Genomic DNA, 24,204 nt, shown 5'->3' with positions numbered 1-24,204 from the left:
GAACGAAGGATGACAAGGACTGGAACACTACTGCTGTTAACCCTTGCGATGGCTTGCCCGGCATCGGCGCATACCGTGGTGATCGAAGGTGGCAAGGTTCATCTCAGAGGTGAACTGGTGAACGGCGGCTGCGCCGTGGCGCCAGACAGCCAGAATATGCGCATCGACATGGGGCAGTACCGAACCAATTCATTTTCCGGTGTGGGCAGTTTTTCCACGGTTAACGTGCCTTTTACCGTGCGGCTGCTGGACTGCAGCGTTGATGTTTCGCGCACCGTGGGGATCCAGTTTCAGGGCGTGACGCCCGCAGAAGATCCGCAGGTCTTTCTGGCGACCTCGCGGCCGGGTGAAACGCCCGTCAGCAGCGGCGTGGGGCTGGCGCTTTTTGACGAACAGCAGCGTCAGATTATCCCAAACGCCACGGCCGTCAGCTGGCTGCCGATCGATACCCGCGAGCTCGCGTTCCATTTTAGCGCCCGCTATCGGGCTATTTCCGAACACCTTGAGCCAGGCAAAATTCAGTCGGATGTCTGGTTTACGTTGATTTATCCATAACACCTGCGAACACATTATTAAAGGTACGGTTGTGATGAATACCCTAATTAAACCAGGACTTTTTTTATCGTTTATTTTGATGATGGTTTCTGCATGCGCAAATGCTTCCGGCGGTATTGCGCTGGGGGCCACGCGCGTTATTTATCCCGCAGAGGCGAAGCAAACGTCGCTGGCGATCACCAACAGCAACAAACAGGAACGCTATTTAATTAACGCGTGGATCGAAAATGCGAGCGGGCAAAAAGAAAAAACCTTTGCCGTCACTCCGCCCCTGTTTGTCAGCGAGCCGAACAGTGAAAACACGCTGCGTATTATTTACGCCGGGCCAGCGCTGCCTGCCGATCGCGAATCGCTCTTTTACATGAACGTGAAGGCGATCCCGTCGGTGAACAAAGCGAAAACGGAAAACAATAACGTGCTGCAGCTGGCGATCCTCTCACGCATCAAGCTGTTTGTGCGCCCGAACAACCTGGCGATGCAGCCGGAAGAAGCGCTTTCCCAGCTGCGGTTTGAGCGCGCGGGCAGCCATCTCAAAGTCAGCAACGCTTCCCCGTATTACATCACCCTCGTCAACCTGAAGCTGGGCGGGCAGCAGCTGGATAACCTGATGGTTGCGCCGAAAAGCTCGGCACAGCAGGTGCTGCCAGCCGGTGCTGGCGGTACGCTTTCCTGGCAGAGCGTGAATGACTACGGTGCCATCACTCCGGCGCGTAGCGTCAACCTGTGAGCAGAGTCAGGGCGATGAAAAAGCACCAGAGACGTTACTGCCCGGTTGCACTGGCGCTGATGGCTGCGCTCTGGCCGCAGGCTGGCTGGAGCGAAAGTTATTTCAACCCGGCCTTCTTGTCGGACGACACCGCCAGCGTGGCGGATTTGTCGCGTTTTGAACAAGGACACCAGCAGGCACCCGGCGTTTATCGCGTGGATATCTGGCGTAACGATGAGTTTATCGGTACCCAGGACGTGCGTTTCGAGCAGGCCGAGAACACGCCGCCGGTGGCGGGCGGTTTGTCGGCGTGTATTACGCGCGCGATGCTCGATCGCTTTGGCGTCAACGTCGCGGCGTTTCCCGAGCTGGCTAAGGTGCAGGGCGACACCTGCGTTCCGTTGACCACGGCCATACCCGGCAGCGAAACGGTATTCAATTTTGCCTCTCAGCGTCTGGACGTCAGCCTGCCGCAGGTGGCGTTGCAAAACAGCGCCCGGGGCTACATTCCGCCTGAACAGTGGGATGAAGGCATTCCCGCTGCGCTGGTGAACTACAGCTTCACCGGTAACCGGGGAAGCGAAGACGACAGCTATTATCTGAACCTGCAGAGCGGGTTGAACTATGGCGCCTGGCGTTTACGTAACAACGGCGCATGGCGGTACACGCAGAATAACGGGCAGCGGCACAGCGAGTGGCAGAATATTGGCACCTGGGCGCAGCGCACCGTCATCCCGCTCAAAAGCGAACTGGTGCTGGGCGACAGCAATACCGGGAATGACGTCTTCGACAGCATGGGTTTTCGAGGTGGGCGGCTCTTCTCGTCTGACAGCATGTACCCGGACAGCCTGCAGGGCTACGCGCCGACCGTGCGCGGGATCGCCCGTACGCCAGCCAAAGTGGTGGTTCGCCAGAACGGCTACGTTATCTATCAAAGCTATGTCCAGCCGGGCGCATTTGCGATTACCGATCTTAACCCGACCTCCTCAAGCGGTGACCTGGAAGTCACGGTTGAAGAGAAAGACGGCACCCAGCAGCGCTATACCGTGCCGTACTCCACCGTGCCGCTCCTGCAGCGTGAAGGGCGCTGGAAGTACGACCTCGTCGCGGGGGATTACCGCAGCGGGAACAGCGATCAGGATACGCCGTTTTTCACCCAGGGCACCCTGATTACCGGTCTTGCCAACGGTTACACGCTCTACGGCGGTACGCAGCTGGCGTCACGCTATACCGCGGTGGCCGTCGGGGCCGGGAAAAACCTGGGCGACTGGGGCGCGGTCTCGCTTGATATCACCCACGCCCGCAGCCAGCTCGCGGACGACAGCAGGCACGAAGGGCAGTCTCTGCGCTTCCTCTACGCGAAATCCCTTAACGGCTTCGGCACTAACTTCCAGCTGCTGGGCTACCGCTACTCCACAAAAGGGTTTTACACCCTCGACGATGTCGCCTGGCGCTCAATGGAGGGCTATCAGTATGCCGATAGCCAGAACGATAACGATGTGCCGGACGTGCAGAGCTATCACAACCTGACGTGGAATAAAAAAGGCCGCTTCCAGCTCAACGTTTCTCAGTCGCTGGGGGACTACGGCTCGGTCTATATCTCCGGTAGCGAGCAGACCTACTGGGGAACAGACGAGACGAACCTCTGGTACCAGCTGGGCTATGCGGGCGGCGTGAAGGGGATCAACTACTCCGTCTCGTGGTCGTGGAACAAATCCGTGGGGATAGACGGCACCGATCGGATCGCGTCGTTTAACGTCTCCGTGCCGTTCAGCCTCTTTACCCGTCAGGGCTATCGCCGGGACAGCGCGATTGACCGCGCCTACGCTACGGCATCCGCCAGTCGAAACAGCGACGGCGACACTAGCTGGCAAACCGGCGTCAGCGGAACGCTGCTGGAGGATCGCAACCTGAACTACAGCGTGACCCAGGGACACGCCAGCACCAACGGCGCAAGCGGAAGCGCCAGCGCCAACTGGCAGGCGACCTACGGCACGCTGGGCGTGGGCTACAACTATTCCCGCGATCAGCACGATCTCAACTGGCAGCTCTCCGGCGGGGTGGTCGGCCACGCCGACGGCGTGACCTTCAGCCAGCCGCTGGGCGACACCAACGTGCTGATCAAAGCGCCGGGGGCATCGGGCGTCAGTATTGAAAACCAGACCGGCGTGAAAACCGACTGGCGAGGCTACGCGGTGATGCCGTATGCCACCGTCTATCGCTACAACCGCGTGGCGCTGGATACCAACACCATGAGCAACAACACCGATATCGAAAACAACGTGAGCAGCGTGGTGCCGACCAAAGGCGCGCTGGTGCGCGCCAGCTTTGATACCCGCATTGGCGTGCGCGCCCTGCTGACGGTAACGCGCGGCAACCAGCCGGTGCCGTTCGGCGCGGTGGTGCGCGAGACCAAAAGCGGCGTCACCAGCATGGTGGGGGATGACGGGCAAATTTACCTGAGTGGGCTGCCGCTGGAGGGAGAACTGCTGATCCAGTGGGGCGACGGGGCGCAGTCCCAGTGTCGCGCACCTTACAGCTTGTCTGAACAAAGCCTGCAACAGGCAATCACACTTAAGGGGATCGGCTGTGATTAAAACTCAACTCTTTGCCTTGTCGCTGCTGGCGCTACTGCCCGCGACAAACGCATTAGCGACCGTGTGCGTCAATGAAAAAGGCGTGCCGACGGAAGTGCATTACGACCTGACGGATAAATTCAACAGCTCGAATAACCAGATTGGGCAGGTCGTGACGCTCAGCGAGAAATCGCAGTGGGTAGGGGTGAATGCCGTCTGCCCGAAGGGCACGACCGGGAATACCACCAAGCGCAGCTATGTGACCGACTACCCGGTAACGGGAACGAGCGATGGCTATCAGTATCTGAAGCTTAACGACTATCTGGACGGGGCGATGAAAATCACGGACAGCTATGCTGGCGTGTTTTACCCGCCAAAAAGCTATATCCAGATGGGGAGCCATCCTAACGTCTCCAAAAACAAACCGTTTGGCGTTCAGGACTCCAGCCTGGTCTTCCGTCTTAAGGTGACCCGGCGTTTTATCAACATGGTGGTGATCCCGCGTGCCACCATGTTCCGCGTTTACGTCACCACTACCTCTTCCGATCCGTTAACCACGCCGGTCTATACCATCAGCTACAGCGGAACCATTCAGGTGCCGCAAAGCTGCGCCATCAATGCCGGTAACGTGGTGGAGTTTGATTTCGGCGACATTGGCGCCTCCTTGTTCAGCAAGGCGGGCGTGGGTAACAAGCCGGAGGGGGTCTCATCGCAAAGCAAAACCATCGCCATCAAATGCACCAACGTGGAGGCGAACGCCATGCTGACGATGCGGGTCGAGGCGGAAAAAGTCTCTGATAATGTGCTGGTGTCGGATAACCCGGATGTGGGGTTCATCATCGCCAACGAGAGCGGGGCGCCGCTGACGCCCAACAACCTGACGAGCAAAATTCCGTTCCGCCTCGACGACAGCGCGCAGGCGCAGGTGGGGATCCGGGTCTGGCCGGTGAGCGTGACGGGCAATAAGCCAGCGGAAGGGCGCTTCACCTCGCGCGGGTATTTGCGCGTGGATTACGACTAAGGAGCCGATATGCGAAACAGGATCCGTTTTCTCACCGTAGCGCTCTTTGCGCTTTGCACCCAGGCTCAGGCGGACACCGCGTTGGGCGAGATTAACATTCGGCTCTACGGCAATATCGTCGATTTTACCTGCGTTGCCGAGGGCAGCGACAGCGACAAGGCCGTCCCGCTGGGCACCTGGCCCACGAAACAGCTCAGCACCACCGGGAGCCGCACGCAGCCGATGCCGTTTACGCTGAAGCTGACCGGCTGCCCGCCGGGCGCGGCGTCCATTACGTTTTCGGGTAAAGCCGACGGAAGCAATAGCGGCTTGCTGGCGCTGAATGACGCCAGTACTGCAAGCCATGTCGCCGTTGAGATCAGGGATGCGGATAAAACGCGGCTGGCGCTTCAGCAGGCCAGCCAGCCGGTCTCGGTTGATGCGCAGGGAAATGCGATTCTGTCATTTTATGCCAATTATATTGCCACTGCCGATAACCCTCAGCCCGGACGGGCTGATGCGGATGCCACCTTCATGATTAATTATAATTAGCACTGACCGCACTCCCTGCAGCTCAGATAAGCTGCAGGGAGTGAATTCAGGTTATAGCAGCTCGTGGGCTTTGGCGTAATCAATTAATTCCACGATGCTTTGCACACCCAGCTTGGAATAAATATTGGATTTATGCGCGCTAATGGTCTTGTTGCTTAATAGTAGCTGTTCAGCTATTTCCTTGTTGGATAATCCATTCGCCAGATACCGTAATACCGTGACCTCGCGATTCGATAATGGCATATCTACTGCCATCCCTTTCCCGGAACCCAAATGGTTTATAAAGTTCAACGTCTCTGACGGGAAAAAGGAATAGCCCATCAGAATCATTTCTACGGCGTTGTAGATCTCACCCAAATCTTTTCGTTTACTGACGAAGCCATTTGCCCCGGCGCGAATGGCGCGACCTGCGTAAAACAACTCTGATTTAGACGAGAGGAACAGAACCTTAATGTTTTTGTTTAAGTTCCTGATTCTCTTCAGTAAAGAGAAGGCATCCGTGCCCGTGAGTTCAATGTCAAGGATCACCAGATCGATAGGGTGATTGCGGATACAGTCAAGGACTTCATGGCTATCGCCAGACTTGAGCTTGACTGTGATATTCTTATTTTTCTGTAGCAGGACTTCTATCGACATTCTGACGATAGGATGTTCGTCCATAATGATAACGGATGCCGGTTTCATTTTTAATGCCTCAGATTGTTAAAAGCGTTATGCAGAGTTTGGTAAAACTCTCGAAATGCCGGAAGGATATAATGTGCAGATCCCTATACCGTAGTATTTCCCTGGAAAGAGCGAAAGCATCCTTGTTTACGTAATGAAAAGAACTATGCCTCAGCGCGGTCATCTCATTAGGCTGGTGTTGGCAAAAAGGTTTTTCTTATTCATATTTGATACGCATCTTATTATACAGGGTAAGTTTTTTCCGAAAACCCTGTAAATTAATATGAGGGTATTGGTTTGTATTATCTTCTGGATCTTAATCGCTATTTTTTTAAATTTAGCGGAAATATCCTGTTATCTCATTTACCGCATATTTTCATCTTTATGTAATAACAAAAAATAACAGATATCTCTGTATGTTGATTAATTGTTAACAAAAATACGCCTCTTTGAAAGGGACGAACCCGCAAAAGTGAGGTTAAAAATTGCCCTCGCAGGCCGTCTGACCTTCATCTGAAAGTGCTTACGCCGATCCGGATAACGGCGTCTGGTGCACAGGAGAACGTGCTGCCCGCTTTGCTTTTTACTCCTGGCAGTTGTCGCTAAGCTGCTTGTTTTCACATCATTATCATCTTGTTAACGCCTTCTGCATTCGCTTAACGGATGGAGGAAAGTGCTGCCGTTCCGCTAATCTGTGGCATTTCACAAGGTTCGCGCCCATAAATTAGGAATAGTTATAAATTCGATTATATTGTTAAAAATTAACATTTTCGCAACGCAAGTGGTAAGTAAATTCTTAAACCGCTTTAGGAAATAAGGGGTTAGGAGGTGAGTGAAAACGTGCAGTCTGAGAGGTTATTAAGAAGATGCAGCAATTCCTGGCGATGGCTTAGCCCCAGCTTTAGGAGGATGCAGCTGAGACGATAGATAATGCGGCTATAGGGGCGATTCTGCATAAGGGCAATCTGACGCAATGTCTTGCCCCGGGAAAGCTCCTGCAGAATGGGCCATTCGTTGCGCGAGAACCAGTCTTTCTCGGTACCCGGCGGAGGGAGGGGCTCCTGCAGGCTGTGCTGGAGCGCGGCGGCGTTCAGCTGACGTTCGAGTACATGAAAGGGACCTGCCGCTTTACAGAAGAGGCGGGTGTCGTAATTATCGGCCCGGACCAACAGCCAGGGCGTCAGGAACGGAGGAAACAGGCTATGCCGTCTCAACTGATCCAGTTTCTCCAGAAGCCCCGTGGATCGGCTTTCAATATCCACGACCAGACGGGCTGAGGGCCACTGCGTCTGAGCGATAAGGGCGTCGTCCAGCGTGGCGTAGTCGCAGCAGCTGCTCAGGGGAAACTGCCCGTGGAGAAAACCGGTGCGCAGGTAGTGATCCTCCGTCACCAGAAGGATAAACGGGGCGTCTGTTTTGCGGGGCTGGCTGATGGACTGGCTCAAAAATTCGAGCCGGTCGAAAAAGGGGGGAGCAAAAGGTGAGCGCGTAAATCCCAGTGCATCACTTCCTGTACGCCGCCGCCGGTAACGGCGCACTGTCATTCGCATGGTCTCCCTCCTGGAAATGGCGTTTTAATCCTCCGGCCATGTCCAGGACGGCCAGTAATATCCCTGGCCGAGGTCTGCGCCTGCCTGCAGTGCCCAGGTACGATCGCGTTCAGTCTCAATACCTTCAATAAGCACTTTCCCGGCAAGCTGAAAGCAAAGGGAAACCAGTTGCCTCAGCGCAGGGGTGTCGCGTAAACGCCAGAATGCTTCCTTATCTATTTTGATGCCGCTTAACGGGAGTCGGCAGGATAAAAACGACTGCACTGTGACGTCATCCACGTCATCAAGCCAGATTGCGTGTCCCTGTCTGCAAAGTTGCCGCAAATTTTGAACGACATGCTGCTTCTCTACGAGGGAAAGCGCCAAAAAGGACGCGAGGTCGACAATCTCAATATTGAGCGGCACGCCTGTTAACCGGATAAGTCGCTGAAAAGACGCGGGCTCTGTCAGGACGGTTATCGGCAGATTAATAAAAAGATTATGACCGTGCGGCATATTTTTTAACGCGGCAAGCTGCGCTTCAAGCAGCGTTATCGACCACTCTGCGGAGCGATCGCAAAAAAAGTTCTCGCTGTCCCGCGTGTCGGAAAGAACGCTAAGGACCTCCACGCCAACCTGGCGCAAGGAGGAAAGGCCGACGATGGGCTCAAGCTTAATGCCGACGATGTCCTGAGAAATGTACTGTAACCGGGGGGGCGTATCGATCAGGTTTTGCGCTGTCACTCCATTGTCCTGTTGTCTGTCAGCCTCCAGGCGGCCGGGATACCTGACTCTAGTGTGACGAGCTGACGGTCAGGAAAACAGCAGGCGTTACTTAAATGCAACTAAGCCTTTTCGCAGCGCTAAATTTTACGGTGAAACAGGGCGAAATGTTGAGAAAATAGCCGTATTTACAATCGGCTAGCGGTAATTGGCCCTGAAAACGGAAAAGGCATTGACTCACCTGCCATTGACCGTATAATTCTTCGCGTTTCACCACCGCGAAGTACACGCATATCAGTGCGCCCTTAGCTCAGTTGGATAGAGCAACGGCCTTCTAAGCCGTAGGTCGTAGGTTCGAATCCTACAGGGCGTGCCATTTCATTTCATAGAGTTACGCCTCTTTCATATCCTCCTGATTTCCGTTGTGGGACATATTTGGAACATCGCCCCTAAAATTTACCGGTCAAGAAGGACATTTATGTGGTATCTACTCGCAACTTCGCTTGCCGCACTCTCCCTTAATAAAAGCCTGGCTTATCTAATGCTGGGATTAACGGCATTTCTCGGCTGGAAACAGAGTATTCTTGACGCCCCGGCGCTGCTGGTTATTGCATCAATCGTCGTTGGCTGGTCTGTTGTTGAATGGCTACGGAATAAAAATAATAAATATACGTATTTGGTCGAAGGCCTGTGCGTGGCCATCGCCGTTGCCCTGGTTTTGCATGTGATCCCGGGTTTTCATAACCCCAAAGTGCTGGATGCTGTCGTCGTTGGTCCGCAAAGCATACCGTTCAGTATGTACTTTAATATGGACAAGGCAGTGGTGCCGTTCTTTTTAATTACGTGCATGCCAACGTTATTCGTCGCAAAACCCCTCTATAAAGCGGGCAAGGTCGGCTGGGGAATATTGGTTCTTGCGATACCCGTGCTGTTACTTCTGGCTGTTGCGTTGGGCGGACTTAGAATTGAGCCGCATGCGCCTGAATGGTTCGCTCAATTTGCCCTTGCGAATATTTTTTTCGTCTCTTCGGCTGAGGAAGCCTTGTTCAGAGGCTACCTGCAGCAACGCTTGTCCCGGATTATTCATCCTGTTGTCGCGCTGTTGATTGCCTCAGTCATCTTTGGACTGATGCATTATAGCGGCGGTTTACTACTGATTATTTTTGCCAGCCTCTCCGGCATTATTTACGGCCTGGCGTGGATGTGGAGCGGCAGGCTCTGGGTTGCAACGTTATTCCATTTTGGGCTGAACTGCGTGCATTTATTGTTCTTCACCTATCCTATGTATGCCCCTCATGCGGTTATGTGATGCTTTTTAAATTAGTCGCCTTATAAATTTAGCGACCTCCGGATAAGCATAAAAAGCCCCGCAAGATCGGGGCTTTTATATCTGCCGGGCGCATGAATAACAGATTTACCTTCGCGTCATAATGAATAGAAGGCTAATGAATTTCACTGTAGGCAGGCTTAAGGTTTTCTTAATCTAAAAATTATCTCTCATTAAAATTTGGATTTTTATCATTCTAAAATCTGCTAAAAAGAAATTTTACACTTTTACGACTAAACTCGATTGATACTAATTATCATTAGCGTTGTTGTATGCTTTAATCCTGTCCCACAAAGCTATGAGTCGTTAATCCCGTTGGTCTATAAAGGATATGTTCATGAATTCTCGCCTGCTGTCCTGCTTCTCGCTTGCCTTGTTGTCTTCATCCCTTTTCCTTTCCACACAAGCGGTTGCCGCTGATAACAACGAAGGTATCGTTGTTTATAACGCGCAGCACGAAAACCTGGTGAAGTCGTGGGTTGACGGTTTTACCAAAGAAACCGGCATTAAAGTCACTCTGCGTAATGGCGATGACAGCGAGCTGGGTAACCAGCTGGTTCAGGAAGGCAGCGCGTCACCGGCAGACGTGTTCCTGACGGAGAACTCTCCTTCTATGGTGCTGGTGGATAATGCCAACCTGTTTGCGCCATTGGATGCAGACACCCTGAAGCAGGTACCGGCAGAATATCGTCCGGCGCACGGCCGCTGGATTGGCATCGCGGCCCGCAGCACGGTGTTTGTGTACAACCCGCAAAAACTGAACGAACAGCAGCTGCCTAAATCGCTGATGGATCTGGCAAAGCCAGAGTGGAAAGGCCGCTGGGCGGCATCACCGTCAGGCGCGGATTTCCAGGCCATCGTGAGCGCGATGCTGGCGCTGAAAGGCGAGAAGGCCACGCTGGAATGGCTCAAGGCGATGAAAGCCAATTTCGTTGCCTATAAAGGCAACAGCACCGTGATGAAAGCGGTCAATGCCGGTCAGATTGATGGCGGCGTGATTTATCACTACTACCGTTTTGTCGATCAGTCCAAAACCGGTGAAAACAGCAAAAACACCCAGCTTTACTACTTCAAACACCAGGATCCGGGCGCGTTCGTGAGCCTCTCTGGCGGCGGCGTGCTGGCGTCCAGCAAACACAAAGCGCAGGCTCAGGCCTTCATCAAGTACATTACCGGTAAAGAAGGTCAGGAAAGCCTGCGGACCAACAACGCCTTTGAATATGCCGTGGGCGTGAACGCGGCCTCAAACCCGAAACTGGTCCCGCTGAAAGATCTTGATGCGCCGAAAGTTGAACCTTCAACGCTCAACAGTAAAAAAGTTATCGAGCTGATGACGCAAGCCGGCCTGCTGTGATCCTGAGAGTGAAGTGAACGTCTTATGTCTGGTCTGAGTCTCGACATCGGAAAAAACAGAGTGCAGGAGCCTGCCCGCAGGCGTCCTGCACTGCCGATGGTTGCGTTAGCTGTATTGTTTTCACTAATGGCGCTTCTGCCTTTGGGTTTTATCATTGCCATTGGCATTGAGACCGGCTGGGAAACCATCAAGGCGCTGGTGTTTCGCCCGCGTGTTGCTGAGCTGCTCGGCAACACGCTGTGGCTGACGGCTTTAGCGGTTCCGCTGTGTATCGTGACGGGCGTGGCAATCGCCTGGCTCACGGAGCGCACGCAGCTTGCCGGGCGAGGGATCTGGTCCGCACTGGCGGTCGCCCCGCTGGCGATCCCCGCGTTTGTGCAAAGCTATGCCTGGGTGAGCGCTGTCCCGTCTATGCACGGGCTCTCCGCGGGCGTGTTCCTCTCGGTTCTTGCCTACTATCCGTTTATCTATATGCCGGTTGCGGCGGTGCTGCGTCGCCTTGACCCGACGCTGGAAGATGTCGCCGCTTCGCTGGGTACGCCGCCGTGGCGGGTCTTTTTCCGCGTGGTGCTTCCCCAGCTCAAGCTCGCTATCTGCGGCGGCACGCTGCTGGTGGCGCTGCACCTGCTGGCGGAATATGGCCTGTACGTGATGATCCGCTTTGATACCTTCACCACGGCAATTTATGACCAGTTCCAGTCTACCTTCAGCGGCCCGGCGGCGAACATGCTGGCGGGCGTGCTGGCCTTGTGCTGTCTGGCTATATTAATGCTGGAGGGCGTGACGCGCGGAAAAGCACGCTACGCGCGCATTGGCGCCGGGGCCGCGCGCGAGCAGAAACGCTGGCCGCTGAAGCCTGCGGCCGCCGCGCTGGGCCAGCTGTTTTTCATCGTGCTGATCGTGCTGGCGCTGGGCGTGCCGTTAATTGTCCTGTGTCGCTGGATTTGGCTCGGCGGCGTGCAAAACTGGATGAGTGCCGATCTCTGGCACTCCCTGCGCCAGACGCTGATGCTCGGCGTGGGCGGCGCGCTTCTGACGACCGCGTGCGTGATCCCCATCGCGTGGCTCGGTATCCGCTATCCGCACCGCATCTTCCGGATGCTGGAAGGGTGCATCTATATCACCAGCTCGCTGCCGGGCATCGTCACGGCGCTGGCGCTGGTCACCGTCACCATTCACTACGCCCGTCCCATTTACCAGACGGAAATTACCCTGTTCCTTGCCTACCTGCTGATGTTTATGCCCCGTGCGCTCATCAACCTGCGGGCGGGGATTGCGCAGGCGCCGGTCGAACTGGAGAACGTGGCGCGCAGCCTGGGCAGCACGCCCGCGAAGGCGCTCTGGAGCGTCACGATGCGGCTGGCCGCGCCGGGTGCGGCGGCGGGGGCCGCGCTGGTTTTCCTCGGCGTCAGCAACGAGTTGACCGCCACGCTGCTGCTCTCTCCGCTGGGCACGCGCACGCTCTCCACCGGATTCTGGGCGCTGACCAGTGAAATTGACTATGTTGCCGCCGCGCCTTACGCGATGCTGATGATCCTGATTTCACTCCCGCTGACCGCCATTCTCTATATGCAGTCGAAAAAAATTGCAGGGCTATGACATGCTTGAATTAACCGCCATTTCTAAATCGTTTTCTGATGTGCAGGTGCTCGACAGCTTAAACCTGAGCGTGGCGCCGGGGAGCAGGACGGCGATTGTCGGGCCGTCCGGGTCGGGGAAAACCACGCTGCTGCGTATTCTGGCCGGGTTCGAAACGCCTGACACCGGGCGCATTGTCATGCAGGGGAGAACGCTGTTCGATGAAAATAGTTTTGTTCCCGCCCACCTGCGCCGGATTGGTTTTGTGCCTCAGGAGGGTGCGCTGTTCCCGCACCTCAATGTGGCAGACAACATCGCCTGGGGGCTGGACGGCACTCGCCACGAGAAGCGCCAGCGCGTTGAGGCGCTGATGGAGATGGTTTCTCTGGACAGGCAGCTCGCAACGCACTGGCCCCACGAGATTTCCGGCGGACAGCAGCAGCGCGTGGCGCTTGCCCGTGCGCTGGCCCAGCGACCTTCACTGATGCTGCTGGATGAACCATTCTCGGCGCTGGATACCGGCCTTCGCGCCATGACACGTAAGGCAACGGCCGATCTGCTGGCCGAAGCGGGCGTAGCCTCGATTCTGGTCACCCACGATCAGAACGAAGCGTTGTCCTTTGCCACGCAGGTTGCCGTCATACGCTCCGGGCGCTTCACGCAGGTCGGGACGCCTTATGACGTTTACACCCGTCCCGTTGACGAAGAGACGGCGCTGTTTCTTGGCGATGCCGTGATCCTGCCTGCTCAGCTCGCTGCCGGGTATGCCGTGTGCGCGCTGGGTGAAGTGCCGACGGACAACGCGCAGGCGACAGGGCAGGGCAGGGTAATGATGCGCCCTGAACAATTACGCGTGACGGCATGTGCAGCGCATGAAAGCCCGATCTCGATTCTCGACGTGGACTTCACCGGCCAGCTGTCAACGCTCACCCTGGGATTAGCCGGGCAGCAGCAGCCCGTAATTCTGAAGACCGTAAGCCAGCCAGGATGGAACCCGGGCACGGCTGTACGCATTGATATTGCTGGCACCGCGCGGGTATTCGAATATTCTTAATATTCGTTAGTAATTTCATGCAACGGGTTGTTATAAAAGATTTTTCCCGAACGCATGGCAATTCCTGAGATTCTCTACCATGCTCATAAAACCTCACCACAATGCGTGAGGTTTTTCGTAGTTGCTGATTAATCTCAAGGAAAAAGGTTATGAAAAAGACGACTGCTATTTTGTTGGGAACGGCGTTACTGTTTACGACCAATGCTTTTGCTGCCCAGCTACTCACTAAAAGCGAGTTCAAGAAAGTTGCATCTCAATATAAAAAAATCGGTACGGTAAACACCTCGAATGAAGTATCGGTGGATGATGCGAAAAAAGAACTGATTGAGAAAGCCGATAAGCAAGGCGCGGATGTCCTGGTGCTCACTTCAGGGAACACCAACAATAAAATTCACGGTACGGCCAATATCTACAAGAAAAAATAATGTTATTGCAGCCATCCCCGAAACGGGGTGGCTGTTCCCCCTCTTTTCTCGCCAAATCTCCTTATGAACGCGGTTACACTTGCTAACGCATGGATAATGCGTATAGTTCTCATTTGCATTGCATTCAATACATTCTAAGGCCCGACAACGGGTCATTTTTGCGCGCACTTTAAAATGAGTTAACGATGAACAACACCAAAATACACAAGACGCTGCTGGCGCTCGCCGTTGGCGCGGCGACACATTCCGCCTTTGCGGCGGACAATCAAAAAGAGGACACCCTCGTTGTCCAGGCTGCACCAGCCAGCGATTTCAAACCCGGCGGCGACCAATTGGTACCGGCCTTCCTTGACGGACAGGTGGCGAACGGCGGGCGCATGGGTATGCTGGGCCAGCAAAACGCCATGGACGTGCCGTTCAACATCATCAGCTACACCTCGAAGCTGGTGGAAGATCAGCAGGCGAAAACCATTGCCGATGTCGTCGCGAACGACGCGGGCGTGCAGTTCGTTCAGGGGTACGGCAACAGCGCGGAGACCTACCGCATCCGTGGCCTGAAGTTCGACGGCGACGACATGACCTTTGGCGGCCTGTCCGGCGTGCTGCCGCGCCAGGTGGTGGATACCCAGATGGTCGACCGCATCGAGATCTTCAAAGGGGCCAACTCGCTGATGAACGGCGCGGCAAGCTCCGGCGTGGGCGGGATGATCAACCTTGAGCCAAAACACGCGGGCGAACTCCCGCAGGCGAAAGTCGGCGTGGACTACACCTCGGATTCCCAGATTGGCACCACGCTGGATGCGGGCCGTCGCTACGGTGACAGCGACCAGCTTGGCGCGCGGGTGAACCTGGTTCATCGCGAAGGGGAAACCGGCATACCGAATGACCGCCGACGCACCACGCTGCTCTCTACCGGCCTGGATTACACGGGTGACCGCTTCCGCACCTCGCTGGATCTGGGCTATCAGAAGAAAACCTTCCACGGCAGCCCGACCAGCGTCAATATTTCCGCGGTGGATTTCGTTCCCGAGCCGCCGAAAAACGATCGCAACTTCTCGCAGAAGTGGGCCTACAGCAACATCGAAAACGAATTCGGGATGTGGCGCAGCGAGTACGACATCACCGATGGCTGGACCGCCTATACCGGTCTTGGCGCGCAGCACGCGCATGAGGAAGGCATCTACAGCGCGCCGAAGCTGGTGGATAAAAGCGGCAAGGCAACGGTCAGCCGTCTTGATACCAACCGCATCAGCGATTCCGTCAGCGGCATGGCGGGCGTTCGCGGTAATTTCAATACAGGCTTCGTCTCGCACAAGGTCAACGTTGGCTATTCGGCGATGACCAAAAATGAAAAAATCGCGTGGAAAATGTCGGCGGCGAAGGATAACCCGACCACCAACATCTACCACAACACCGGCGTCGACATGCCGGACAGCACCAACTTCAACGGTTCCGGCGGAAAGTACAGCGATCCGCTGACCAGCGGGCGCACCCGTACCCAGGGCTGGCTGCTGAGCGATACGCTGGGCGTGCTGGACGACAAGCTGCTGTTCACCGCAGGCGCCCGCCATCAGAAGGTAGTCGTTCGCGGGTATAACAAAGTCACCGGTGCGGAAAACGCGGCGGACGGCTTCGACGGCAGCCGCTGGATGCCCACCTACGGCGTGGTCTACAAGCCGTGGGAGGCGATCTCCCTTTATGCAAACCACACCGAAGCGCTGCAGCCGGGCAAAACCGCACCTAACACCGCCACCAACTACGGCCAGAGCACCGGTATCGTTCACTCTAAGCAGAACGAAGTGGGCGTGAAGGCGGACTTCGGCCGCGTGGGCGGATCGCTTGCGCTGTTCGAAATCAAAATGCCGTCGGCGATCCTCGACGACAGCGGCCACTACGGCCTGGACGCCGAGCAGCGTAACCGTGGCGTGGAGCTGAACGTCTTCGGCGAGCCAATGCTGGGGATGCGTCTGAACGCCAGCGCCACCTGGCTGCAGGCCGAACTGACCAAAACCAAAAATGGCGTGAATCAGGGTAACGATGCGATCGGGATCCCGAACTTTTACGCCGTGCTGGGCGCTGAGTACGACATCAAGCCGATTGACGGCCTGACCGCCACCGCCCGCGTGAACCACTCCGGTGCGCAGTACGCTGACCTGGCAAATACCAAAAAGCTGGACAGCTACACCACGCTGGATCTGGGAATGCGTTATCGCTTCGCGGTTAACCACAATGAAAACCAGATGACGGTTCGTGCGGGCATCGACAACGTGACCAATGAAAACTACTGGGCCAGCGTGGATGATTCCGGTACCTATATTACGCAGGGCGAACCGCGCACCTTTAAGGTTTCGGTTGGCTACGCGTTTTAAGCGTTCCATCTCGTTATCCGGGGCAGGGATGCCCCAATCCCTTGCTACCTCCAGCATGAAGTGTTAAAACGTGCCCCTTCTAAAAAAGAGACAGGGGTAGGACGTGAAAGACGCGTCATCCGCTTCAGGCCATGGTAGCGCTGAAGCCTCGTCGGATCAGAATCCGACGCTGCAACGTGGTTTGCAAAATCGACATATTCAGCTCATTGCCCTTGGCGGCGCGATCGGTACCGGGCTGTTTCTCGGCATCGGCCCCGCTATTCAGATGGCTGGCCCGGCGGTGCTGCTGGGTTACGGTATCGCCGGGATTATCGCCTTCCTGATCATGCGCCAGCTTGGCGAAATGGTCGTTGAAGAGCCGGTTTCAGGCTCCTTCGCGCACTTTGCTTATAAATACTGGGGCCCGTTTGCTGGCTTCCTGTCCGGCTGGAACTACTGGGTAATGTTCGTGCTGGTGGGGATGGCGGAGCTGACCGCCGCAGGCATTTACATGCAGTACTGGCTGCCGGATGTTCCGACGTGGATCTGGGCGGCGGCCTTCTTCATCATTATTAACGCCGTGAACCTCGTCAACGTGCGCCTGTATGGGGAAACCGAGTTCTGGTTTGCGCTGATCAAGGTGCTGGCGATTATCGGGATGATCGGCTTTGGCCTGTGGCTGCTGTTCTCCGGCCACGGCGGCGAGCGCGCCACGATCGACAACCTGTGGCAGCACGGCGGCTTCCTGGCGACCGGCTGGAAAGGGCTGATCCTCTCCCTGGCAGTGATCATGTTCTCCTTCGGTGGACTAGAGCTGATCGGCATTACCGCCGCGGAAGCGCGCGACCCGCATAAAAGCATTCCCAAAGCGGTCAACCAGGTCGTGTATCGGATTCTGCTGTTCTACATCGGCTCGCTGGTGGTGCTGCTGGCGCTCTATCCGTGGGTGGAAGTGAAGTCCGACAGCAGCCCGTTCGTGATGATTTTCCACGATCTGAACAGTAACGTGGTGGCCTCGGCGCTGAACTTCGTCATTCTGGTGGCATCTCTGTCGGTCTATAACAGCGGCGTTTACTCCAACAGCCGCATGCTGTTCGGCCTCTCCGTGCAGGGCAACGCGCCGAAGTTCCTCACCCGCGTCAGCCGTCGCGGTGTGCCGGTGAATTCCTTGTTACTTTCCGGCGCCATTACGTCGCTGGTGGTGCTGATTAACTATCTGCTGCCGAAAGAAGCCTTTGGCCTGCTGATGGCGCTGGTTGTTGCCACGCTGCTGCTGAACTGGATCATGATCTGCCTTGCGCACCTGCGCTTTCGCGCCGCGATGCGCCGCAAGGGACGCGAGACGCAGTTCAAAGCGCTGCTTTACCCGGCGGGGAACTACATCTGTATCGCTTTCCTCGGGCTGATTCTGGTGCTGATGTGCACTATGGATGAGATGCGTCTTTCGGCGATGCTGCTGCCGGTGTGGGTTATCTTTCTGTTTGTGGCGTTTAAGCTTTCCCGCAAAAAGTGATCCGCTTTTCTCCCTCTCCCCGTGGGAGAGGGCCGGGGTGAGGGCACCAGACTGCACCAGCCTTCACACCCGGCAACCCACCTTACCGATGCTGTAGGGTCAACGAGCGAATATCGTTCCCGGTCGGGGACTGATGAATACGCAGCCCAAATTCATCCACCACCGCGAAAATATGGTCAAAGATGTCGGCCTGAATCTCCTCATATTCTGCCCAGACCACCGTGTTGGTGAAGGCATATATTTCAATCGGCAAACCATTCGCGTCAGGCGCTAGCTGGCGCACCATCAGCGTCATATCTTTGCGAATACGCGGATGGTTGCGCAGATATTCATTCAGGTAGGCGCGGAAAGTACCAATATTGGTCATCTTACGCAGGTTTAATACCGATTCCCCTTCACCGTTCTTCTGATTCCACAGGCTAATTTCCTCATGTCGCGCGGCCAGATAGGGCTTCAGCAGCTTCGCCTGAATGAGTTTCTGCTGCTCCTGCTCGTCGAGAAAATGAATGCTGGTGGTATCAATATTCAGGCTGCGCTTAATGCGTCGCCCGCCGGAGGCGGACATGCCGCTCCAGTTGATAAAGGCGTCGGACACCAGGGCCCACGTCGGAATGGTGGTGATGGTGTTATCAAAATTGCGCACTTTAACGGTGGTCAGACCGATGTCCGTTACCGTGCCGTTGGCACCGTATTTTGGCATCTCCAGCCAGTCGCCGAGCTTGAGCATGTCGTTGGCGGAAAGCTGGATCCCGGCCACAAGTCCGAGTATCGGGTCCTTAAACACCAGCATCAGAACGGCGGCCATGGCGCCCAGACCGCTTATCAGAATTACCGGGGACTGGCCGATCAGCAGGGAGATAATCAATATCCCCACCAGGATGGCGCTCACCAGCTTGATGCCCTGGAAGATCCCCTTCAGCGGCAGCTGTGACGCGGTGGCCATTTTCTGCGACAGATTAAAAATTACGTCCAGCAGCGAGAAGAAGGAGAGCAGGGCATACACCATGACCCACAGCTTTGCGCAGGTAGTGAGAATTTCCGCCGCTTCGCTGCCCTTTTGCAGCCACAGTACCGCCTGAACGTTGACGATTATCCCCTGAAGGGTGAAGGCCAGACGGTGAAATAATTTATTCTGGGTGATGATCTGCAGCCACAAATGGCTGCTGGCCTGCGCGCGTTTTTCGAAAGCGCGAAGCACCACTTTGTGCAGAATAAAATGAACGATGATGGCGGTAAGAAAAATAATACCAAAGATAATCACTAAAGAGGTGGTGTGATTAATTTCAATGCCTAACTCTTCAACCTGAGCAATTAATTCCTGCATAACGTCTCCTGTATTGATGCAGCCCCATAATGGCGGCTGCGGATCTATTATGCAAATTCCCGGGCTTATTTGGTGGCCTGGCAGACCTTTACCACCGGCAGGCACAGGCGATGGCGGATGCGCAGCGTCGCCAGGGCAAGCACCACCATCATCGCCGTTTCCACCATCAGGAAGACGTTCACCGCCTGGGTGTAATCCCCGTGATGGTTTTGCAGCGCGTGCAGCAAAATCGCGCCAAAAATGGCCGGGCCAAGCCCCAGCGCGGCCTGCTGTAGCGTGCTGAGAATGGCGCTCGCGGCCCCCGCGTCGTCAGGCTGAATATCGCGCATCCCGATGCGGTAGAAGCTGTTCACGATCAGCGCCTGCCCGTAGCCGACCAGCCCGGTCGCGGGCGCCAGCGTCAGGGCGGTATTCTCGATTCCCCAGACGCGGAACGTAGCGATCAGCGCCAGCAGGCCGGCAATCTGGATCGCCAGACCCGTCAGCAGAATGGTACTGGTGCTGTAGCGAGCAATCAGCCGCGGCGCGAACCACGCCGAAATAAAGTAAGTTACGCCCAGCGCGATAAAACTGTTTCCGGACTGCCACGGTGCCATCCCCAGACCGGTTTGCATGGTCAGCGCCATACAGAACATAAACCCGGACCAGACGCTGAAAAAGAGCATCGCAATCAGAATGCCAAAGCGAACGCTGCGAAGCTGCAGCAGGCGCGGCGGGATCAGCGGGTGGGCATTCTCTCGTTCCTTTTTGCGCGCATTCAGCGCCGTCAGCCAGCCCAAAGGAATAATGGCGAGAAGCATAACCTTCAGCGGCCACGACCAGTGCCACTGTGGGCCGAGCGCCATCGGGAACAGCAGGCAGCAAAGAATGATCGCCAGCAGCACGGTTCCGGTCCAGTCGATGCGTGACGGCGTCTCGCGACGGGTTTCGGGTACGAAATGGCGGCTCAGCCCCAGCACCACCAGACAAATCGGCACGTTGATGAAGAAGGCGTTACGCCAGCCCAGCCCGGCGATATCCGCCGACACCAGCCAGCCGCCGCCCATCTGGCCGACGATAAACGCAATCCCACCGATGCCGCCAAACAGGCTGATGGCTTTAGCGTGCGCCGTACCTTTCAGCGTCACGTGCAGGGTAGCAAGAATTTGCGGCACGATCAGCGCGGCTCCCGCCCCCTGAACGATGCGCGCGGCCAGCAGCTGTTCAATGTTCCCCGCCATCCCGCACAGCAGCGAGGCCAGGCCAAAGCTCGCGACGCCCCACATGAACAGACGCCGACGGCCAAAGTTATCCCCCAGCTTGCTGCCGAGCGCGAGGCAGACGGCGAAGGCCACGCCGTAGAGGGCGACGATGAGTTCCAGCTCTGTGGCGGTGGCGTTCAGCGAGTGGGTGATGGCGTCCAGCGCGACGTTGGTGATTGAGGTATCAATCATCGGCAGCATCTGGCCGGTTAGCAGCAATATCAGGCCAGCGCGGCCCGGTGAAACAACTGACGTATTCATGGTAACTCCATTGCGTCATTCAACAGATGGTCGTAGCATCAACCATCTGATAAACGGGTACCAGTTCTTGCTTATACTGGTACTGGCACTACCATGCAGGGGGATTTATGGCCTTGATGTCTGAACCCGTCGTCTCACTTCAGGATGACATCCGAAAACAGCTGGGGGCATTTTTACGCGCGCGACGCGAAAGCCTCGATCCGCAGCGTCTCGGCCTGCCGCGCAGCGGTCGTCGCCGCACGCCGGGTCTGCGCCGGGAAGAGGTGGCGATGCTCGCGGACGTGGGAGTGACCTGGTACACCTGGCTTGAGCAGGGCAGGGACGTCAATCCGTCCAGCGCGGTGATGGCCGCTGTGGCAAAAGCGCTGCAATGCACCCCGACCGAGGCCCGACACCTGTTTGTGTTAGCCGGGCTGCCGCCGGGTGAAGCGCCGCAGGCGGTTTGCTGCGAGGGTATCAGCGAGGGCACGCGCCGCCTGCTGGATACGCTGATGCCTAAACCCGCCAGCATTCAGAAACCGAATTTCGACATCGTGGCGTGGAACGACAGCTTCGGGCACCTGATGGGCGTCGATTTCAATGAAATCCCGCCGGAAGACCGCAACTGTATTTACCTGTTCCTCACCCACCCGGCGTGGCGCGCGCGTCTCGGCAGGCGTGACGATGTGCTGCCGATATTTGTCTCCTATTTCCGGGCGGCGATGGCCGAGCACCGGGGCGATCCGCTGTGGGAGGCCAAACTGGCGCGCTTCTTTGCGGTGTCGGAAGAGTTTAAAACCCTGTGGCACCAGCGCAACGACGTGCGCGGCGTGGAGAACCAGCTCAAGCTGTTCACCCATCCCGAGCTGGGGGATTTTACGCTGCAGCAGATGTACTGGTACTCAGCGCCGCGAAACGGGTCGCGGCTGCTGGTGTATTTACCGGTGGATGAGGCGGGGGAGCGGGCGATGGAATGGCTGGCGGAGCGCGGGGCTGTGTGAGATTTGTCGTCCCGGCGAGCGAAGCGCCGCCGGGTAACGATCGCCGATCAGTAATTTGCCGGCAGTTTGTTCACCTTCAATAAAATGCCTCTTTTGACCTCAATAAAATCGCCTTCGCGCAGATCGCTAAGAATTTTCATTACCCGACTGCGCGAGAGCCTTGTTTTATCCTGAATATAATCACTGACGTTAATTGAAAGACGGAGCTCTTCCTCCTCTTCCATGAGCGCGTTAAGGTTGATGCGAATCAGTTCGTACGTCGACAGACCCGCAGAGTTTTGGTACACCTCAGAAAAACGCTTCAGGGCATACATATAGAGATAAGCAGTTTCACGCCAGATGGAAGCATTATCGATTTTTTCGAGCACCTCTTTTCGCGGCTGTATTTCATACCGCACTTCGCTATACGCTTTGTAAAGGAAAAAATTATTTAACTCGCTAAATTCATTGATGCCAACAATCAATGGCCCCTGAAAATAGCTTAATAACAACTGATCGGAGTTTCTGTATGCCGCTACAAGACCTTCATGAATCACGATAACCATAGGCTCCGGAAAGGAAGCCAATGAGATAATCTGGCGCATTTTCGCCGTGCGGATAAGAGACGGTTCTGAGACAACGGAAATAATTTTATTTATGTCATGTATTGGTTTCATGATGTCTAACGATCCCAATGAGAGGTATCAAAAGTATATCAGAAGTAAAACAATATCATGTTCTGGCTGTAAACGGGTGAAACAAAACAGGATGAGTTGTAGGCAAAGGACATCGTAATCACTGAGCTGATTGTTACCGGAGTCACACCACCTGATTTGCTGAATGCTCGCGTCTGTAGATCCCAGGTTGGTTTGCCGTCGGTGGCATCAGCAATATTAATGGTTGACGTCTTACCGTTACCGTACGGCTCTTCGGACTTCCCTTCCAGTTGAACAGCTACGTTGGTTGCCGTACCAGGGGTATGCAACAGCAGCATCAGAGGTGCCGTGGAAAGTAGCTGTCATGCAGATGTTCCTGCCGGGCAATTTCCCAGTGAGACGGTAATTGGCACCCAAGGCGAACTGCTGCCTGAAGCATTCAGATCCGCAGTTTGCAGGTCTTTACCGCCCCCCAGGCCAATTGTCATATTTGCGCTGGCAGCGCTCACTTCACATGGAGAGGCAATCACATTACCTGTAATGTTCAGCGTTACCGGATCGCTTGCCAGGACATAAAATAAATGTACGTTGATGAATGATAAGTTGTTGTTTGATTTTCAAAATATTGATATTGATAAATTTTCATCGTAAATAGGCTTTTCACCGTACAAGAGTGCCATTCAAAATAGGGTACTTAACTGTGATGCAAATTCAAATATTAATATTGTGTTGACTGGGGTTAAAAATCCTGACTCATCTAAAGATTCAGTGTTGTCTTTAAGTAATCAAGGTCAGCCCGGAGTGGCGGATGGTGTGGATATTGAAATAGTGTATGATGGTCAGCCTCTGGAATTAAATAAACTGCATAAACCTTATGCGATCTAATGGAGGACAGTAAATCCTCCCAATAACCGCCCATTATTATTAAACGAAGAGCCAAGTAAAACCTGGCACCGCTAACGGGATTGCAACGCTGAACCTAACCTATCAGTAAATTCATTTGAGATAAACCGGGCAGGATGCCCGGCCTCGCATTCTTCACCCGCGCTTCTTTTCAATTCCCTCGTCTCTCGCACCGCCAGAGCTAATATCACTTCTTTTACCACGAACGTCTCTGGCTTAAGCTGCGCCGTTATCACCTCTGTCCGTTTTCCACTACGACCTAAATACAGAGGAATACTACAGATCCAGCTGGCGGGGTAGAGTCCGTTTAGAAATACTAAAATTTGTATTTAAATTATAGCTTAATATTCATGGATTTTCTCTCACGGTTTAAATCTGTCGTTCCACGGCATTAACCGATGGGCCTCCATTTTTAATTTTTCCGCTTCTGTATGCCGTTTTAAAAAAAATAAAGAATATTGATCTGATCGTTATACGCATCTTCTTCCATATGCAGCTTTATCCACTGGGCGTTACTACGCATGAATATTTCCAGCTTCCCAAATCCCCGTGTTCATTGATATTCGCCAGATGCAACAGTGTAATATCGCGCTGATAGCGCATCTGCATCAGCCAGGGAACATGCAGACGAGTAATGCTCTGCCGATCCGCGAGCCGGGCAGTTTCAAAATTGCCCAGCGTGATGCTGGCGCAAAAGAGCTGGAATGAGAGCATGATGCCGTATAAAGCAATCGCCACCAACGGCAAGCGGAACAGAACAAGGCGCAGGGTGACGACAGGAGCATTCCCTTCTGAGGCGGCCAGCAACAGCAGCACGGCAAAGAAATGCGCCACAGAATAGTAAAGCGGAAACTCCACCTGCGTAAGCAGCAGGATCGGCAGCGTGGTTAGCAACGCCGCCCACTGCCAGAGGTTTTTGCGTCGGCGGCACAGTACCACCCAGCCCCCAGCCCTGCC

Annotated in this window: 21 protein-coding genes and 1 tRNA gene; 14 read left to right on the top strand and 8 right to left on the bottom strand. The window is 55.2% G+C overall.

Going from position 1 to position 24,204, the window contains the following annotated elements:
- Window positions 1-9 precede the first annotated feature (9 nt).
- From fimI to sfmF, 5 genes are read left to right on the top strand one after another with little or no spacing between them, the layout of a single operon-like run.
- The gene (gene fimI, locus ACWKXN_RS12510; RefSeq protein ID WP_023310642.1) at window positions 10-555 is read left to right on the top strand and encodes a type 1 fimbrial protein subunit FimI; all 546 of its coding nucleotides are present in this window, start codon (window positions 10-12) and stop codon (window positions 553-555) included.
- A gap of 34 nt (window positions 556-589) precedes the next feature.
- Window positions 590-1,282 carry a type 1 fimbria chaperone FimC gene (gene fimC, locus ACWKXN_RS12505; protein WP_032661434.1) on the top strand — a complete coding sequence of 231 codons (693 nt, stop codon included), beginning with the start codon at window positions 590-592 and terminating at the stop codon, window positions 1,280-1,282.
- Between the two features lie 14 nt (window positions 1,283-1,296).
- Complete coding sequence (locus ACWKXN_RS12500; RefSeq protein WP_182931605.1) at window positions 1,297-3,858, top strand: fimbrial biogenesis usher protein; 2,562 nt, start codon at window positions 1,297-1,299, stop codon at window positions 3,856-3,858.
- Window positions 3,851-4,858 carry a type 1 fimbria D-mannose specific adhesin FimH gene (fimH, locus tag ACWKXN_RS12495; RefSeq protein WP_033144826.1) on the top strand — a complete coding sequence of 336 codons (1,008 nt, stop codon included), beginning with the start codon at window positions 3,851-3,853 and terminating at the stop codon, window positions 4,856-4,858. Before ACWKXN_RS12500 ends, fimH begins: the two co-directional genes overlap by 8 nt.
- 9 nt (window positions 4,859-4,867) lie before the next feature.
- Window positions 4,868-5,389 (top strand): fimbria assembly protein, encoded by a 522-nt coding sequence (gene sfmF, locus ACWKXN_RS12490; RefSeq protein ID WP_039263992.1) that lies wholly within the window; start codon window positions 4,868-4,870, stop codon window positions 5,387-5,389.
- Between the two features lie 51 nt (window positions 5,390-5,440).
- Here sfmF and fimZ read toward each other — a convergent pair whose 3' ends face one another.
- The 3 genes from fimZ to ACWKXN_RS12475 all read right to left on the bottom strand — a co-directional run bounded on the left by fimZ (window position 5,441) and on the right by ACWKXN_RS12475 (window position 8,325).
- The gene (fimZ, locus tag ACWKXN_RS12485) at window positions 5,441-6,073 is read right to left on the bottom strand and encodes a fimbria biosynthesis transcriptional regulator FimZ (protein ID WP_032661427.1); all 633 of its coding nucleotides are present in this window, start codon (window positions 6,071-6,073) and stop codon (window positions 5,441-5,443) included.
- A gap of 800 nt (window positions 6,074-6,873) precedes the next feature.
- On the bottom strand, window positions 6,874-7,602 hold the full coding sequence (locus ACWKXN_RS12480; RefSeq protein ID WP_211437700.1) for a helix-turn-helix transcriptional regulator: 729 nt from the start codon (window positions 7,600-7,602) through the stop codon (window positions 6,874-6,876).
- A gap of 24 nt (window positions 7,603-7,626) precedes the next feature.
- On the bottom strand, window positions 7,627-8,325 hold the full coding sequence (locus tag ACWKXN_RS12475; RefSeq protein WP_454543864.1) for an EAL domain-containing protein: 699 nt from the start codon (window positions 8,323-8,325) through the stop codon (window positions 7,627-7,629).
- Between the two features lie 278 nt (window positions 8,326-8,603).
- Here ACWKXN_RS12475 and ACWKXN_RS12470 point away from each other — a divergent pair.
- The 8 genes from ACWKXN_RS12470 (at window position 8,604) to pheP (ending at window position 17,903) form a co-directional block, all read left to right on the top strand.
- A tRNA-Arg gene (locus tag ACWKXN_RS12470) sits at window positions 8,604-8,680 on the top strand.
- A 102-nt stretch (window positions 8,681-8,782) separates the two neighbouring features.
- Window positions 8,783-9,613: a CPBP family intramembrane glutamic endopeptidase gene (locus tag ACWKXN_RS12465; protein ID WP_454543863.1), complete on the top strand. Its 831-nt coding sequence runs from the start codon at window positions 8,783-8,785 to the stop codon at window positions 9,611-9,613.
- 355 nt (window positions 9,614-9,968) lie between these two features.
- Entirely contained in the window at window positions 9,969-10,985 is a 1,017-nt protein-coding gene (locus tag ACWKXN_RS12460; protein ID WP_181594540.1) for an iron ABC transporter substrate-binding protein, read from the top strand.
- A 24-nt stretch (window positions 10,986-11,009) separates the two neighbouring features.
- The gene (locus ACWKXN_RS12455) at window positions 11,010-12,584 is read left to right on the top strand and encodes an ABC transporter permease (RefSeq protein ID WP_454543862.1); all 1,575 of its coding nucleotides are present in this window, start codon (window positions 11,010-11,012) and stop codon (window positions 12,582-12,584) included.
- 1 nt (window position 12,585) lies between these two features.
- Entirely contained in the window at window positions 12,586-13,617 is a 1,032-nt protein-coding gene (locus ACWKXN_RS12450; protein ID WP_454543861.1) for an ABC transporter ATP-binding protein, read from the top strand.
- Window positions 13,618-13,766: 149 nt separating this feature from the next.
- A complete protein-coding gene (gene yahO, locus ACWKXN_RS12445) occupies window positions 13,767-14,042 on the top strand; it encodes a DUF1471 family periplasmic protein YahO (RefSeq protein WP_033144835.1) in 276 nt (91 codons plus the stop codon).
- Between the two features lie 185 nt (window positions 14,043-14,227).
- On the top strand, window positions 14,228-16,411 hold the full coding sequence (locus ACWKXN_RS12440; RefSeq protein ID WP_454543860.1) for a TonB-dependent receptor: 2,184 nt from the start codon (window positions 14,228-14,230) through the stop codon (window positions 16,409-16,411).
- A gap of 103 nt (window positions 16,412-16,514) precedes the next feature.
- Complete coding sequence (gene pheP, locus ACWKXN_RS12435; protein ID WP_047061279.1) at window positions 16,515-17,903, top strand: phenylalanine transporter; 1,389 nt, start codon at window positions 16,515-16,517, stop codon at window positions 17,901-17,903.
- Between the two features lie 82 nt (window positions 17,904-17,985).
- On the opposite strand, the gene ACWKXN_RS12430 is transcribed toward pheP, so the two are convergent.
- Entirely contained in the window at window positions 17,986-19,227 is a 1,242-nt protein-coding gene (locus tag ACWKXN_RS12430; protein ID WP_454543859.1) for a mechanosensitive ion channel family protein, read from the bottom strand.
- 65 nt (window positions 19,228-19,292) lie between these two features.
- Window positions 19,293-20,729 (bottom strand): MFS transporter, encoded by a 1,437-nt coding sequence (locus tag ACWKXN_RS12425; protein ID WP_240608842.1) that lies wholly within the window; start codon window positions 20,727-20,729, stop codon window positions 19,293-19,295.
- Between the two features lie 107 nt (window positions 20,730-20,836).
- On the opposite strand from ACWKXN_RS12425, the gene ACWKXN_RS12420 reads away from it, so the two are divergent.
- Entirely contained in the window at window positions 20,837-21,709 is an 873-nt protein-coding gene (locus ACWKXN_RS12420; RefSeq protein WP_454543858.1) for a helix-turn-helix transcriptional regulator, read from the top strand.
- A 47-nt stretch (window positions 21,710-21,756) separates the two neighbouring features.
- Here ACWKXN_RS12420 and ACWKXN_RS12415 read toward each other — a convergent pair whose 3' ends face one another.
- The 3 genes from ACWKXN_RS12415 to ACWKXN_RS12405 form a co-directional block, all read right to left on the bottom strand.
- Window positions 21,757-22,293: a helix-turn-helix domain-containing protein gene (locus tag ACWKXN_RS12415; RefSeq protein WP_176690013.1), complete on the bottom strand. Its 537-nt coding sequence runs from the start codon at window positions 22,291-22,293 to the stop codon at window positions 21,757-21,759.
- Window positions 22,294-22,403: 110 nt separating this feature from the next.
- A complete protein-coding gene (locus ACWKXN_RS12410) occupies window positions 22,404-22,682 on the bottom strand; it encodes a hypothetical protein (RefSeq protein WP_048978903.1) in 279 nt (92 codons plus the stop codon).
- 1,063 nt (window positions 22,683-23,745) lie between these two features.
- A complete protein-coding gene (locus ACWKXN_RS12405; RefSeq protein ID WP_454543857.1) occupies window positions 23,746-24,186 on the bottom strand; it encodes a Wzy polymerase domain-containing protein in 441 nt (146 codons plus the stop codon).
- Window positions 24,187-24,204: the final 18 nt, after the last annotated feature.

The sequence above is a fragment of the Enterobacter sp. UPMP2060 genome (genome assembly GCF_053709655.1).
This window is presented reverse-complemented; position numbering and strand designations above follow the sequence as displayed.